The organism is Streptomyces sp. NTD107 (assembly GCF_059510435.1).
The window spans coordinates 299030-312069 of sequence record NZ_JCAJZV010000007.1 but is presented as its reverse complement, the minus strand read 5'-3'; the positions used below and the strand labels follow the sequence as shown (position 1 = coordinate 312069).

The 13040-nt window shown below is 70.9% G+C and carries 17 protein-coding genes; 6 read left to right on the top strand and 11 right to left on the bottom strand.

Translation table 11 applies throughout. The features are described 5' to 3' along the window. The first annotated feature begins 20 nt into the window (after positions 1-20). The gene (locus AC5WRL_RS17195) at positions 21-683 is read left to right on the top strand and encodes a histone deacetylase (RefSeq protein WP_496089422.1); all 663 of its coding nucleotides are present in this window, start codon (positions 21-23) and stop codon (positions 681-683) included. On the opposite strand, the gene AC5WRL_RS17190 is transcribed toward AC5WRL_RS17195, so the two are convergent. Next, entirely contained in the window at positions 673-1842 is a 1170-nt protein-coding gene (locus tag AC5WRL_RS17190; RefSeq protein ID WP_496089421.1) for a MarP family serine protease, read from the bottom strand. The genes AC5WRL_RS17195 and AC5WRL_RS17190 overlap by 11 nt on opposite strands. 95 nt (positions 1843-1937) lie before the next feature. After that, positions 1938-2351 (bottom strand): DoxX family protein, encoded by a 414-nt coding sequence (locus tag AC5WRL_RS17185; RefSeq protein ID WP_496089420.1) that lies wholly within the window; start codon positions 2349-2351, stop codon positions 1938-1940. 294 nt (positions 2352-2645) lie between these two features. Between AC5WRL_RS17185 and AC5WRL_RS17180 the strand changes: the two genes are divergently transcribed. Continuing rightward, entirely contained in the window at positions 2646-3506 is an 861-nt protein-coding gene (locus tag AC5WRL_RS17180) for a SigB/SigF/SigG family RNA polymerase sigma factor (protein WP_496089419.1), read from the top strand. Between the two features lie 43 nt (positions 3507-3549). Here AC5WRL_RS17180 and lpdA read toward each other — a convergent pair whose 3' ends face one another. Next, positions 3550-4971, bottom strand: a complete 1422-nt coding sequence (lpdA, locus tag AC5WRL_RS17175) for a dihydrolipoyl dehydrogenase (RefSeq protein WP_496089418.1) — start codon at positions 4969-4971, stop codon at positions 3550-3552. Between the two features lie 62 nt (positions 4972-5033). Beyond that, positions 5034-5594 (bottom strand): GNAT family N-acetyltransferase, encoded by a 561-nt coding sequence (locus tag AC5WRL_RS17170; RefSeq protein ID WP_496089417.1) that lies wholly within the window; start codon positions 5592-5594, stop codon positions 5034-5036. A gap of 99 nt (positions 5595-5693) precedes the next feature. On the opposite strand from AC5WRL_RS17170, the gene AC5WRL_RS17165 reads away from it, so the two are divergent. From AC5WRL_RS17165 to AC5WRL_RS17155, 3 genes are all read left to right on the top strand, one after another. Beyond that, the gene (locus AC5WRL_RS17165; protein WP_496089416.1) at positions 5694-6800 is read left to right on the top strand and encodes a M23 family metallopeptidase; all 1107 of its coding nucleotides are present in this window, start codon (positions 5694-5696) and stop codon (positions 6798-6800) included. A 114-nt stretch (positions 6801-6914) separates the two neighbouring features. Beyond that, on the top strand, positions 6915-7121 hold the full coding sequence (locus AC5WRL_RS17160) for a type II toxin-antitoxin system RelE/ParE family toxin (RefSeq protein ID WP_496089499.1): 207 nt from the start codon (positions 6915-6917) through the stop codon (positions 7119-7121). After that, positions 7118-7426: a helix-turn-helix domain-containing protein gene (locus AC5WRL_RS17155; RefSeq protein WP_496089415.1), complete on the top strand. Its 309-nt coding sequence runs from the start codon at positions 7118-7120 to the stop codon at positions 7424-7426. Before AC5WRL_RS17160 ends, AC5WRL_RS17155 begins: the two co-directional genes overlap by 4 nt. Before the next feature lie 13 nt (positions 7427-7439). On the opposite strand, the gene AC5WRL_RS17150 is transcribed toward AC5WRL_RS17155, so the two are convergent. Genes AC5WRL_RS17150 through AC5WRL_RS17135 form a run of 4 tightly spaced genes read right to left on the bottom strand, consistent with a single transcriptional unit; the run spans position 7440 to position 9664 of the window. Next, positions 7440-7811: a fluoride efflux transporter FluC gene (locus AC5WRL_RS17150; protein WP_496089414.1), complete on the bottom strand. Its 372-nt coding sequence runs from the start codon at positions 7809-7811 to the stop codon at positions 7440-7442. Then, a complete protein-coding gene (locus AC5WRL_RS17145; protein ID WP_496089413.1) occupies positions 7808-8149 on the bottom strand; it encodes a DUF190 domain-containing protein in 342 nt (113 codons plus the stop codon). Before AC5WRL_RS17145 ends, AC5WRL_RS17150 begins: the two co-directional genes overlap by 4 nt. Next, positions 8146-8598: a fluoride efflux transporter FluC gene (locus AC5WRL_RS17140; protein WP_496089412.1), complete on the bottom strand. Its 453-nt coding sequence runs from the start codon at positions 8596-8598 to the stop codon at positions 8146-8148. Before AC5WRL_RS17140 ends, AC5WRL_RS17145 begins: the two co-directional genes overlap by 4 nt. Before the next feature lie 43 nt (positions 8599-8641). After that, positions 8642-9664 carry a rod shape-determining protein gene (locus tag AC5WRL_RS17135; protein WP_496089411.1) on the bottom strand — a complete coding sequence of 341 codons (1023 nt, stop codon included), beginning with the start codon at positions 9662-9664 and terminating at the stop codon, positions 8642-8644. 150 nt (positions 9665-9814) lie between these two features. Between AC5WRL_RS17135 and AC5WRL_RS17130 the strand changes: the two genes are divergently transcribed. Further along, on the top strand, positions 9815-10498 hold the full coding sequence (locus AC5WRL_RS17130; RefSeq protein WP_496089410.1) for a hypothetical protein: 684 nt from the start codon (positions 9815-9817) through the stop codon (positions 10496-10498). Here the strand turns inward: AC5WRL_RS17130 and AC5WRL_RS17125 are convergent. The 3 genes from AC5WRL_RS17125 to AC5WRL_RS17115 form a co-directional block, all read right to left on the bottom strand. After that, complete coding sequence (locus AC5WRL_RS17125) at positions 10397-11386, bottom strand: DUF3048 domain-containing protein (RefSeq protein ID WP_496089409.1); 990 nt, start codon at positions 11384-11386, stop codon at positions 10397-10399. The two genes, AC5WRL_RS17130 and AC5WRL_RS17125, sit on opposite strands and share 102 nt — an antisense overlap. Positions 11387-11460: 74 nt before the next feature. Then, the gene (locus AC5WRL_RS17120; protein ID WP_496089408.1) at positions 11461-12369 is read right to left on the bottom strand and encodes a hypothetical protein; all 909 of its coding nucleotides are present in this window, start codon (positions 12367-12369) and stop codon (positions 11461-11463) included. Next, a complete protein-coding gene (locus AC5WRL_RS17115) occupies positions 12363-12944 on the bottom strand; it encodes a hypothetical protein (RefSeq protein ID WP_496089407.1) in 582 nt (193 codons plus the stop codon). The genes AC5WRL_RS17120 and AC5WRL_RS17115 overlap by 7 nt, the downstream gene beginning before the upstream one ends. Between the last annotated feature and the right edge of the window lie 96 nt (positions 12945-13040).

Sequence of the window (13040 nt, the reverse complement as noted above, 5' to 3'; positions counted from 1 at the left end):
ATCGTGCGGAGGAGGCACCGGTGACAGGGTCCGCGGCGGAGTTCGACGAGTCTTCGGCCGGCGTTTCCCGGGTGTGGTACGTGGCGTACGGCTCCAATACGCACCGGGCGCGCCTGGACGCGTATCTGCGGGGCGGCCGGTCGGCGGACGGCGGGGACCGTACGTACCCGGGCTGCCGTGATCCGCGCCCGCCGGCCCGCGTGCGGGGCGTGTTGCTGCCGGGCACGCTGTACTTCGCCACGCACTCGCCCGTGTGGGGCGGCGGGCGGGCGTTCTACGACCCGGGGGGATCGGGGACGCTTCCCGCGCGCGCCTATCTGCTGACGGTGGGGCAGTTCTCTGACATCGCGCACCAGGAGATGTTCCGGGCGCCGGGTACGGATCTGGCGCTGGGCGGGGTGCTGCGTACCGGCCGGGCCCGTCTCGGTCCCGGCCGGTACGAGACGCTGGTGCGGGCCGGGACGCTGGAGGGGCTGCCGTTGCTGACGTTCACCGCGCCGTGGTCGCCGGCTCAGGTGCCGCTGGTGGCGCCGTCGGCGCCGTATCTGCGGCAGTTGGGCGCGGGGATCGCGGAGGGGCACGGCTGGCCGGTGCCGCGTGTCGCGCGCTTTCTGGCGTCCTGCCCGGGGGCGGCCGGGCACTGGAGTGCGCGGGCGGTGGCGCGGGTGCTGGTCAGCCGCTGAGGCCGGCGCTCTTGGCGGCTTCCTCGGCCTGCGGTTTGATCTGGTCGGCGGTCAGCGCGTAGCCGGTGTCGGAGTCGGTGGAGGAGCGGGCGAAGACCATGCCGTAGACCTTGCCGTCCGAGGTGAGCAGCGGGCCGCCGGAGTTTCCGGGGCGGACGTTGGCGCGCAGGGTGTAGACGTCGCGGGTGACGACGTTGGTGCCGTAGATGTCCTGGCCTCGGGCGTCGGTGCGGCCGGCGACGGTGGCGCCCCGTACGTCCAGGCCCTGGTTCTCGGGGTAGCCGGCCACCACCGCCTTGTCGCCGCGCTTGGCCTCGCCGGCGAAGTCGAGGGTGGGGGCGGTGAGTCCGGAGACCTGGAGGACGGCGACGTCGGTCTCCGGGTCGAAGAGGATCACGTCGGCGTTCTGGGTGCTGCCGGAGCCGCCGACCTGCACGGTCTGGGTGAGGGCGCCCTCGACGACGTGGGCGTTGGTCATCACCAGTTCGTGGTCGAAGACGAAACCGCTGCCCTCCTGGATCTGGTCACCCGAGGTGGCGACGATCTTGACGGTGCTGTCCTTGGCGGCCTGCTGGGCGGCGGCCGGTACCTCGTCGGCGATCGGCACGCCGGCGGTGTCGATGGCGACCGAGTTGCGTTCGAAGGGGTTGAAGACGCGGGGGAAGCCGGCCTCGCTGAGCGCGCCGGTGGCCCGGCTGAACCAGGTCGGCGCCTGGGCGGGCATCCGGTCCTGCACGGTGGTCAGCACCCTGGACTCCCGGATGGCCTGGTTGAGCCCGGGGTAGGGGGAGCTGATCAGGGCGCTGGCGGCGATCCAGGCGACCAGCAGGACGGCGGTCGCGTTGAGGGCGGCGCCGCCGAGGCCGTCGGCCCAGCGGACCGGGGTCCAGGTCAGGCCGTCCCGCAGTCGTACGGCGAGGGCTCCGGCGAGCGCCTGGCCGATGGCGGCGGGCACCAGCACCAGCAGCAGGGCGGTGAGGGTGACGGTGAGGGTGCCCGGGACCATGTGTTCGACGACCAGGGGCAGCAGCCACACGCCGATCGCGGCGCCGCCGACGAAGCCGGCGAGGGTGATGAGGGCCGCGACCAGTCCGAGGCGGTAGCCGGATATGGCGAAGACGATCGCGGCGATCACCAGGATGACATCGAGCAGGTTCACCGAGGCCCCTTTCGTACATGATGTGGAACGTGGGTGAATGCCCTGCTGGTTCCCGATGTCATATTTTCGCCGGTCGATTCGGTTGACCGGCCGGATCAGTTGAAGAGCGGCCCGGTGATGGTCAGCCCCAGATCGTCGCCGGCGATGGCGAACAGGCCGAACAGCGCCAGGGCGGCGCCGGCCAGCGAGAGATCCTTGAGGAACTGCGTCATCTCGTTCTGGCGGGCGGCGGGGTCGGTCTCCTTCCAGAAGGCGTGCATGAGGAACGCCGTGGGGATCAGGAAGAGGACCAGCAGCAGTGCGCCCAGATCGGCCCAGATGCCGAAGACGATGCTGACGGCGCCGATCAGCATCAGGACCCCGGAGCCGAGCACCAGGTTCCGCGCCGAGGGCAGTCCCTTGGATTCCGCATAACCGGCCATCGCTTTGCTCTGCGACAGATGATTGAACGCGGAACCGAGGAACAGCAGCACGAAAAGAATCCGGCCGATCAGTACGAGAACATCCATGCCGAAAACCTCCAGAAAAGCGGAGGGGAAAGTGCAGGGATCGGGGGTTGAACCGGGCAACGACCACCGTATACCGGTCGGCCGCACTCCGCATCCCCGCAGAAATCCACCCGCATTTTTCCGCGTTCCGCCGGGACTTTGCGCACGGCGGTGTTTATGGCTTTACCGGCCGGGCATGGGCAGGAGTGCCGTGGATGCACGTACGGTGATCCGCGGGGGAATGGCACCGCCGCAGTATCTTGCGGAAACAACCGAGAGTAGCTGATCGACTGCCCTCGATGTCAGGGAGGTGCCATGAGCACGTCCGCACGGAGTACATCCCCCAGCAGCCGTCCGCCGGCCCGGCGGCGGGGCCGTCATCCGCACGATGACGCCCCGGACACCGCCCGCCAGTTCCACCGCATCGCCACCCTGCCCGACGGGCCGGAGCGCGAGGAGCTGTGCCAGGAGGTGATCTGCGCCTGGATGCCGATGGCCGGGCGACTGGCCCGCAACTTCCGCGACCGGGGCGAGACCCTGGAGGACCTGGAGCAGGTGGCGGCGCTCGGCCTGGTCAAGGCGGTGCACCGGTACGACCCCGAGCGCGGCAGCGCGTTCGAGAGCTTCGCGGTACCGACCATCGTCGGCGAGGTGAAGCGGCACTTCCGCGACCATCTGTGGGGGGTGCATGTGCCACGGCGCACCCAGGAACTGCGCAACCAGGTGCGGGCGGCGAGCCGGCAGCTGGAGTGCCGGCCCGATGACCGGCGGCCCACGGTGGAGGAGCTGGCCGAGTTCAGCGGGCTGAGCGCGGAGGAGGTGACGACGGGCCTTGAGGCGCTGGAGAGTTACAGTCCGTTGTCGCTGGATGCCGATCTGCCGGGCACGGATGACGGTTACTCCCTCAAGGACACCCTGGGAGTTCCCGATCCCGGATATGACCAGGTGGTGTTCCGGGAGGCGGTCAAGCCGAAACTCCGGCGGCTGCCGGAGCGGGAGCAGCGCATTTTGTATCTGCGGTTCTTCGACGAGCTGACGCAGAGCAAAATCGCGGATCAGCTGGGAATCTCCCAGATGCATGTGTCCCGGCTGCTGACCCGTATCTGTGAGCGCCTTCAGGAGGAGATCGAGGAGGACGCCGGGACGGAAAACCCGTCGGGCGAAGACCGGAACTGACGCCCCGGGCCCGGCGACGGCCGGGCCCGGCACGTACCGTGCGCTACATATTGATCATGTGTCCGGCCAGGCCGTGGATGGCCTCCTTGACCGCCTCGCCCAGCGTCGGGTGGGCGTGCACATTGCGGGCGACCTCATGGACGGTCAGATCCCACTGCTGCGCCAGGGTCAGCTCCGGCAGCAGCTCGGTGACCTCCGGGCCGATGAGATGCGCGCCCAGCAGTTCGCCGTGCGTGGCATCCGAGATGATCTTGACGAAGCCGGTGGCCTGTCCCAGGCCGTGCGCCTTGCCGTTGGCGGAGAAGGGGAACTTCACCACCTTCACCTCCCACCCCCGCTCCGCCGCCCGCTCCCTCGCCTGCGCCTCGGTCCAGCCGAAGCTGGCGATCTGCGGCTGGCAGTAGGTGGCGCGCGGGATCATCGGGTAGTCCAGCTCCATCGTCTCGGCGCCGGCGATGGTCTCGGCCGCGATGACGCCCATGGACTCGGCGGCGTGCGCCAGCATGAGCTTGGCCGTGACGTCCCCGATCGCGAAGATGTGCGGCACCGAGGTACGCAGCCGCCCGTCGACCTCGATCGCGGCGCGCTCGGTGAGCTTGACCCCGGTGTTCTCCAGGCCGTAGCCGGTCACCCGGGGCGCGAAACCGATCGCCTGGAGCACCTTGTCGGCCTCCAGCACCTGCCGCGTACCGTCCGCGCGGGTGACGGTCACCCGTACCGGGGCGGCCGGGTCGGTGTCGTCGATCGACTCGACCCGGGTCGAGGTCAGCGCCTCGATGCCCAGCTTGCGGTACTGACGGGCCAGTTCCTTGGACACATCCGCGTCCTCCAGCGGCACCAGCCGGTCAAGGAACTCCACGATCGTCACCTTGACGCCGTAGGAGGCCAGTACGTACGCGAACTCGACGCCGATCGCCCCGGCGCCCGCGATGATGATGGAGCCGGGCAGCTCCGCTTCGAGGATCTGCTCCTCGTAGGTGACCACGCGTTCGCTGAGGCTGGTGCCGGGCAGCAGCTTGGTGGTGGCGCCGGCCGCGATGATGCAGTGGTCGAAGGTGACCGTCTCGCTGCCGCCCGCGTTCAGCTCCACGTGGAGCGTGTGATCGTCGGCGAAAGTACCGCGGCCCTGGTACTCGGTGATGCCGTTCTTCTTCATCAGATAGTGCACCCCGGCCACCCGGCCGTCGGCGACCTTGCGGCTGCGGCGGTACGCCTCGGCGTAGTCGAAGCTGACCCGCCCCTCGACCTTGATGCCGAAGGTCTGCGCCTCATGGGTGAACAGATGGGCCAGCTCCGCGTTGCGCAGCAGGGCCTTGGAGGGGATGCACCCGACGTTCAGACAGACCCCGCCCCAGTACTTCGCCTCGATGACCGCGGTCCGCAGTCCGAGCTGGCTGGCGCGGACGGCGGCGGTGTAGCCGCCGGGTCCGGCGCCCAGGACGACGACGTCATAGTGCGTGCTCATACGTCTCACGCTTTCTGGATGAAGAGGTGGCTGATGGCTGTGCCACCGACACTACGCCGCAGCTACCACACGTCGCCGTCCCGCCAGTCGCAGGACAGCTCACCGGCGAGGTCGAGCGGGATGCCGGCGGGCGGGCGCACCGGAAGCACGAACACCCCGCCGTCCTCGTCGGGGGTACGGACGCGGCCCTCGGCGGTCAGCACGGAGCTGGGCCCCTGCCACTGCCGCCAGCCGCGTGCCGCGTAGAAGTCGCGGGCGTCCTCGGAGGCGCCGAGCGCGCCCAGGTCGTAGGCCCGGCGCACGATGTCCTCCAGCGCGGTGAGCAGCGCGGCGCCGTGGCCGCGCCCGCGGTGTCCGGCGCGGACCGTAACGCCCTCGACGTAGCCGGTACGGATGGCCCGCCCGCCGTGCAGCAGCTGACGCTGGATCACGGAGCCGTGCCCGATGAGCAGGCCGTCGGGGGTGTGGATGAGGGCGTGCAGTCCTCCGATGGTGTGCGACCAGTCCTCATCGGTGAAGTCGCCCTCGAACGCCTCGTCGAGGAGCGCGCGGGCCGCCGTGCGGGTGGCGGCGTCCAGGTGCGCGGTGTGCACGATCTGCGGCTCGGTCGTCATGGGCGTCATCCTGACAGCGGGGTCGGGCGTACGGCATCCGGGTTCTGCTCGACGGCCGAAGGTGTGTCAGCTGCGGCGGCGCGGTATGGCGGCCCCAGCATCGGCGACGTGCGTCAGCGAATCCGTACATTTCAGCGAGGCGTCGCTCTCGCGGTGGTGCTCGCCGCCGCCTGCCCCGCCCCCCGCGCCGCCGCCACCACTGCCCCGACGGTCGAGTCGCTGACCGCCGAGGTGCGGACGCTGCGCGCGGAGGCCGCCGCCGCGACCGCCACCCACGAACGGCTCCGACGCCGCCAGCTCGACCAGCACGCCCAGCTCGCGCGGCTGCGCGGGCGGCTGACGGCGGAACGCGACCGGCTCGCCGCACTGCGGGACATCGCCGGCCAGCGGGCCCGCGAACAGTACCGCTCGGGCGGCGGCGGCTCGGGCCTGGCCAAGCTGATGCTGGCCGACTCCCCCGACATCTTCCTGCGCCGGGTCTCGCTGCTGGGCCGCGGCGACCACGCGGCCCGCCAGCTGCTGGAGGAGGTGAGGAACGCGGAGACGGCGCTGGCCAGGGACGAACTGCGCGCCTCGCGCACCTACGCGCGGCTGCGCCAGGAGGCGGACCGGCAGCGGGAGGTACGCGAGACGGTCGAACGCAACCTGGCGGCGGCGGAAGTGCGGCTGACGGAACTGCGGGAGCTGCGGGAACTGCGCGAGCGGCGGGCGGCACGGCACGCCCGCGACCGCTCCCCGGTGCCGGCCGGCGGCGACTGCGCGACGGCGGTACGGGACGCGGCCGGGCTGGCCGAGCCGGCCGGCGGCGGCGCGTCCTGGGTGGCGCCGGTGCGGCAGTACACCCTGTCGGCGTCGTTCGCGCAGAACGGCGGAATGTGGTCGTCCGCCCACACCGGCCAGGACTTCGCGGTCCCCACCGGCACCCCGGTCCTGGCGATCGGCTCCGGCACGGTGACCGCGACGACCTGCGGCGACGCCTTCGGCAACGCCGTGATCATCGACCACGGCAATGGCTACTACAGCCAGTACGCCCATCTCTCGCTGACCGAGGTGGCACCGGGCCAGCACATCGCGGTCGGCCAGCGCCTGGGCCGCTCCGGCAGCACCGGCAACTCCACGGGCCCCCACCTCCACTTCGAGATCCGCCTGACCCCCTACGTCGGCTCGGCGATCAACCCCACCCCCTGGCTCCACGACCACGGCGTGACCCTGTAATCGGTCAGGGTCACTCAGTCAGGGGAAAATCTCCGTCAGACACGGCCGGATTCCACGGCGGAATATAGCGTCGCCGTCGAACGTGAACCGGAGGTAGATGGATGGCTCTGCGGCCTGGATGACAAGAGATGGGCACAGGCTCTGTTCCCTCTGGAACCGCTGGAAAATCGTGGCGTGCTGTTGGGCGAGCCCTACACCAAGCAGCTTGACGGAGAGCTCCGTGAACTGCGGTTCTACTGCGGCGGGCAGCAGACCCGGATCACCTACCGGATCGCGCGTTGCCAGGCAGAAGGACGCACCGCTGACGAGGAGGCGCTATGACGGCCGACAACGGACGATCGTCCCTCGGTGGGGCGGGGCGGCAGCGCGCCATGACTCCGGAGATCCAGGAAGAGTGCGCGGCCACCCGGCTGCGCTTCGAATGGGGGAATGCCGTCCGGGAGCGGCGGTTGGCAGTGGGGCTGTCGCAGACGGAGCTGGGCCGGCGATCCGGCTTGACGCAGTCTGCCGTGGCCCGCTTCGAGGCGGGTGGCACCATTCCCACCATCCCCGTCCTGGAACGGCTGGCCCGGGCTCTCGACCTCGATCTGCGGGTGGAATTCATCCCGCACTCGGCAAGCGCGTAGGCCGGGCGACCGGCTACAGCAGCCGTACCGCCAGTTCGTGGGTCACGAAGACGGCGGCCGTGCCGGCGGTGACGCTCACCGTGATGTTGACGGCGGCCAGCAGGGCCGCGCCGGATTCGGTCAGCCGCAGGGTTTCCAGGGAGAAGGTGGCGTACGTGGTCAGCGCCCCGATCAGGCCCGTGCCGAGCAGCAGCTGAAGCTGCGAGGAGGCCGCCCCGGCCGCCGCGGCGCCGGTCAGCGCGCCGAACAGCACACAGCCCAGCGCGTTCACCGTCAGCGTTCCCCACGGAAAGATCTGGTCCAGCCGCGCCTGCACCGCGCGGTCCGTCAGATAGCGCAGCGGCGCCCCCACCATGCCGCCCGCCAGTACCAGCAGCCAGTTCACCGAAGGATCTCCACCTCGTCCAGCCACGCCACCAGCGGCTGCTCGCCCACCAGTTCGCGCAGCTCCGTCACGAACGCCCGGACCCGTTCCGGCACATCCACGATGACCACCGCGACCGGCAGTTCCTCGCTCAGTGACAGCAGCCGGGTGGTGTGGATCAGCGAGGACGCCCCGAACCCCTCGACCCCCCGGAAGACGCTCGCCCCGGCGAGCCGGGCGCGGTGCGCCCGGTGCACGATCTCGCTGTACAGCGGCCGGTGCCCGGGCGCCAGGTCGCGTTCGCCGACCAGCACCGTCAGCCGCAGGCCCCTCGCCTCCGTACCCCTGGCGCCGTTCACGGGCGCCACCCCGCGATCGCCGGCCGGGTCGCCGCCGTACCCGCCCACACGGCGGCCGGCGCGGCCACCGGGGTCAGCACCGGATAGCCGAGCGCCGGCCCCACCCGCCCCGCGTCCGCCAGGGCGCGGACGCCCCCGGCGTACGCGGAGAAGGTGGTGAAGCCGCCCCGTACCCCGGTCCCCAGGAAGGGCCGCGCCAGCCGGTGCCCGCGTTCCCCGCTCTCCTCGGTGACCACCATCAGCGCCCCGATGAGGGCACACCCGAGGGTGTTGACCGCGAGAATCGTCCAGGGAACACCGCTTGCGACGGGCACTTCCCACAGCCGGGTCGCGCCGTACCGCGCCAGGGCACCAAGCCCGCCGCCCAGCGCCACGGCGAGTACCACCGTGAGCGCCGGTGCGGCTGCCGCCGCCCCTGCCGCGGTGTGCGGCGGCCTTGGCCTGTCCATGGCGGCATCACGTTCGCCCCACGGCCCGGGCCGCGCACCGCGGTCAGTTCGCCGGCTCGGGAACGGGCAGCGGCCGTACCCGCCCCTCCAGCATCGCGCCGAGCCCCTGCACGGCGCACAGCCCCGGGTCCTCGGCGATGTTGACCGGGATGCCGGTGTTCTCGCGCAGCGTGGTGTCCAGCCCGGGCAGCTGGGCGGCGCCGCCGGTGAGCATGATGCCCCGGTCGGCGAGGTCGGCCACCAGGTCGGGCGGGCAGCGGTGCAGCACGGCCCGGATGGCGTCCAGGAGGGCGGTGAGCGGGGAGCGGACCGCCAGCCGCAGGTTCTCCGGGTCGACCTTGACGGTACGGGCCAGGCCGGTGGCGACATCGCGCCCGTGCACCTCGGTGACCTGCGGCATGTCGCCGTTGAGGACCTGGTGCAGCGGCCGGACGGCGAGCGAGGGCAGGAGGAGTTCGTGCTGGTTGCGCAGGTGCTGGACGAGCGCCCGGTCGAACGTCTCGCCGCCGATCGCGACCTTCTCGGCGGCGACGATGTCGCCCATCGACAGCACCGCCACCTGGGTGGTGGCCGCGCCGACCTGCACGATCATGGTGGCCTCCGGCTGCTCGACCGGGAGCCCGCAGCCGATGCCGGCGGTGACGAGGGAGTCGACGAGTTCGACGCGGCGGGCGCCGAGCCCGATCAGGGTCTCCAGCGCGGCACGGCGGGCCAGCGGGTCGGCGTCGTGCGGGATGCACACGGCGGCGCGCAGCAGCGGCTTGCGGCGGAAGGCGCGGCGCAGCTTGGGGCCGACCATGGCGCGCAGCATGCGCTGGGCCATGTCGATGTCCACGACGGTGCCGCCGTTGATGGGGCGTACGACGCGGATGTTGGCGGGGGTGCGGCCGGCCATCCGCTCGGCGGGGGCGCCGACGGCGAGCAGCGCGCCGGTCTTGGTGTTGACGGCGACGACTGACGGTTCGTCGACGATGAGGCCCGACTGCTTGAGGTAGATACGGGTACGGGACGCACCCAGGTCGGCGGCCACGGTGCAACGGCGGAGGTGGTCAAGACTGAGGGTCATACTGATCATCTTGTCTACCCGCCACCTGGGGCGCCCGCCGGAGTGCTCCGCACGGGGCATCCAACACTCCGTCAGCTCACGCACCACCACCGGCATGGCGGCATGGGACGGTATGGCGGCACCCGAACCGGTACGACTACCCTCCCGGCCATGATGACGGGGGCGGACAAACGGCACACCATCGGCGGCTGGATCTTCGTCGCCGTCTTCTACCTGGCGGGCGGCTGGTGGCTGCACGGCATGTGGTACGGACCGGGCTACCCCGGCGCCGACCCGGACCGTACGGCGGCGGCCATGGCCGAACGCTCCCGCCACCTGTACGACCTGCTGGCCGTACCGGACGGCACGCCGGTGACCGACAACCTGCTGGCCGCCGACCCCTGCTACCCGCGCGGGCTGAACGGCCTGTTCGGCGCCGCCGCGCTGCCCGACGTGATCGGGATGACCCACCGCTGGTGGCTGGCGGAGGTGCCCGGACCGGTCGCGCAGCCGGCGCTGCGCCGGCTGCGCGACGGCCTGCTGGCGCAGGGATGGCGGCTGACGTACGAGACCTGGGGCGAGGCCGACCCCGGGTTGTTCCGGGTGGCGCTCCAGTACCCCGGCGAGACCGGGATGCTGCGCGTCACCGCCTCCTGGAACGAGCAGATGTACGACGGCAGTACGAACGTACTGGATGTCAGCAGCACCACCCCGTGCGCCCAGGCCCCGGCGGGCTGGTCGTCGTCCCGGCCGTCAGGCTTCGACGAGCAGCACCCAGACCTGACCGGCGGCGAAGCGGAGGGGATCGCCGTCCGGGGTGGTGAAGGTCGTACCGCTGTCGGCGTCCGGCCGTGACCAGCGGCCCTCGTACTTCTTGCCGTCGCGCAGCACGAGCGCGGTGCCGTCCCCCGTGGTCCGGGTGAACGGAGTGAACGCCCCCGTGCTGTCGTGGAACTCCGATTGAGTGATCGTCACATGCTGTACGACGACCGTCGCCGGGGCGAGGTCGGTGCCCGACCCGTCGAGAGAGACCTTCCAGCGCTGGTCGGCGGCCGACCAGGTGAAGCCGAACTCGGCGGCCGGGAACGCCACCGTCTCGGCGGCGGTGTCCGCGCCGCCGGTGGCGGGCGCGTCCCCGAAGCGGAAGCCGATGTCGGCGGCGTCCGAGACATCGGGGGCGGCGGCGAGCAGCCGGTCGGGCTTGCCGAAGAGATTGTGCGGGGCGGCCCGGTCGGTCAGCCGCTCGTACCCGTCGGGCACCTTGGCCGGCGTCAGCTGGACCAGCCGGGCGGCGTCCAGCTCGGGCTGGAGCGCCGGCTGGACCCCGGAGTAGGCCAGCCCCGGGGTACCGAACTGCCGCAGCAGCTCCAGATCCGACTGCCGCGCGGAACGGACCGGACCCACCTCCTGCGGCAGCGTCCCGGAGAACACCACCAGGAACCGGCTCAGGCCCGCCTCCACCTGCTCGGCGTACACGATGTCGGCGTCGCCGAGCCCGACCTGGGGCCGGGCCTGCGGAGCGTTGTCCACCTTGACGGCGAGCACCGGCCCCTTGGCGGCCTCCTCGCCGGTGAACGGCGAGACGTCCCCCGCGGCATCCCCGCCCCCGCCGCTCCCACCGCTCCCACCGCTCCCACCGCTCTGATTCCCCCCGCCGGAACCACACCCGGCCACCAGAACACCCAGCACCACACCCGCCACCAGCGCACGCACGCGCAGCCGCACTCGCCCTCGCACTCTCATGCGGGGCAGTTCACCACATATGCGCACCACGACGGCCGAAGGTGACCCACCGGAACCCGGCGGGTCACCTTCGATCAGGGAACGACGACCGCCTGCGACTCGGTCACGGTGATGGCGCTGTCCTGCCAGCCACTCTCCAGCGTGTCGGGCAGCCCGGCGATGTCCAGCGGGCTGCCGTTCTGCTCGAAGTGCACGTCATAGACAAGCCGCCCCCGGGCCGTGTAGTCACCCGCCCGGTCGTAGGTGTGAGAGCAGGCGTCGCTCTCGGATGTGACGAAGTCACAGGTCATCACGCCACTCCCGTCACCCGGGTCCACCTCGATGTGGGAGGGGGTACCCACGGCGACGACACCGAGGGCCGCACCACTGGAAATGGTGCCGTTGGACGGACCGTCCGCCCACCACCAGGTGTCGATGTAGATGATGGAGTTACGGGGCGGGCTGTGGGCGAGGCTGAAGTCCGGAGTGGTCAGGGATCCGAACGCCTGGAGCGCCAGTTCCTCCACCGACGGGCCCTCGTCCTCGGGGCCGGTGTACCACGTATACCCCTCGGAAACGACCACACCGTCCGGACCGACGCAAGACCGGTAGACGTAGACCGCATCCTCGGTCGGCGGCTCCTCCGGCCAGTCGGCCGGCGTGGGGTACCTGACCGTCGGGTTGTTGACCCAGCAGGCGTTCCGGCCCATGCAGTACTGCTCGTCGGCTCCCTCGAACATACTGATCAGACTCAGATCACAGGTTGGCGTGGCGTTCCCCGTGCCTCCGCCGCCATCCCCGTCGGCACCGCCCGATCCGTCACCACCGGGTCTGGTGTCGGTGCACAAATAGTCGAGGGTTCCGTCCTCCAGCTGGACAAGGTCGCATTTCTTCTCCGCGACGGCCGGCCCAGCGTTGATGAAGAGAAACGCACCAGCCACGAGCGCCAGCACCAGAACCGCTCTCGCGCCTGCCGCCGTGCCGGACCGGGCGATCGTCAGCATGAGATCGCCGCCTCCTCCATTGGCAGCGACGCGTTGATCAGCCAGGTATCGGACGTACGGGCGGCCGTGGCTACATGGGGATGTGGCGCCACAAGACCCTCGACCACATCGTTCTCCACCTCCTCACCGTTCTGGATGACGCGCCAATCGGCCTCCGACTTGCACGCTTCGATTCGGGCCGCGTCACCGTCAACGGTCACCGTGATCCGCTCAATGACCGGTGCGCCGTCGCGGTGGATGCCGTTGTCCTTCAACCGGCTGATCCTGCTCAGTTCCAGCTCCATCACGCCATCTGTCGTGATGCCTTCAAAAAGAGCCGGATCGATCTCCTCGCCGTTCTCAGACGCGATCACCGCGTCCCAGTACGCCTCGTACAGCGCCACCAGAGCCGCCTCGTCGTCCGATTCCCCGTCCTCCGCGTCCGGGGAAGCGGACGATGCGTCGCCCGTGTTGATGGGGTCGTCGTTGTTGTTGCCCGCGTCGGATGAGCAGCCGGCGACCGTGGCCAGAGTGAGGGCCAGGCCGACTGCCAGGCCGGCGCGCCTGATTCGCTTATCACGCATCCTGCTCGTCACGCGCGCCACCCTAGCGATGACCGGAACCGCCGGGGAGGGGCGGACTCATCCAGGTGCGAAGTCGTGACAGAAGGCCCGGACCGGGCCCGCTCACGG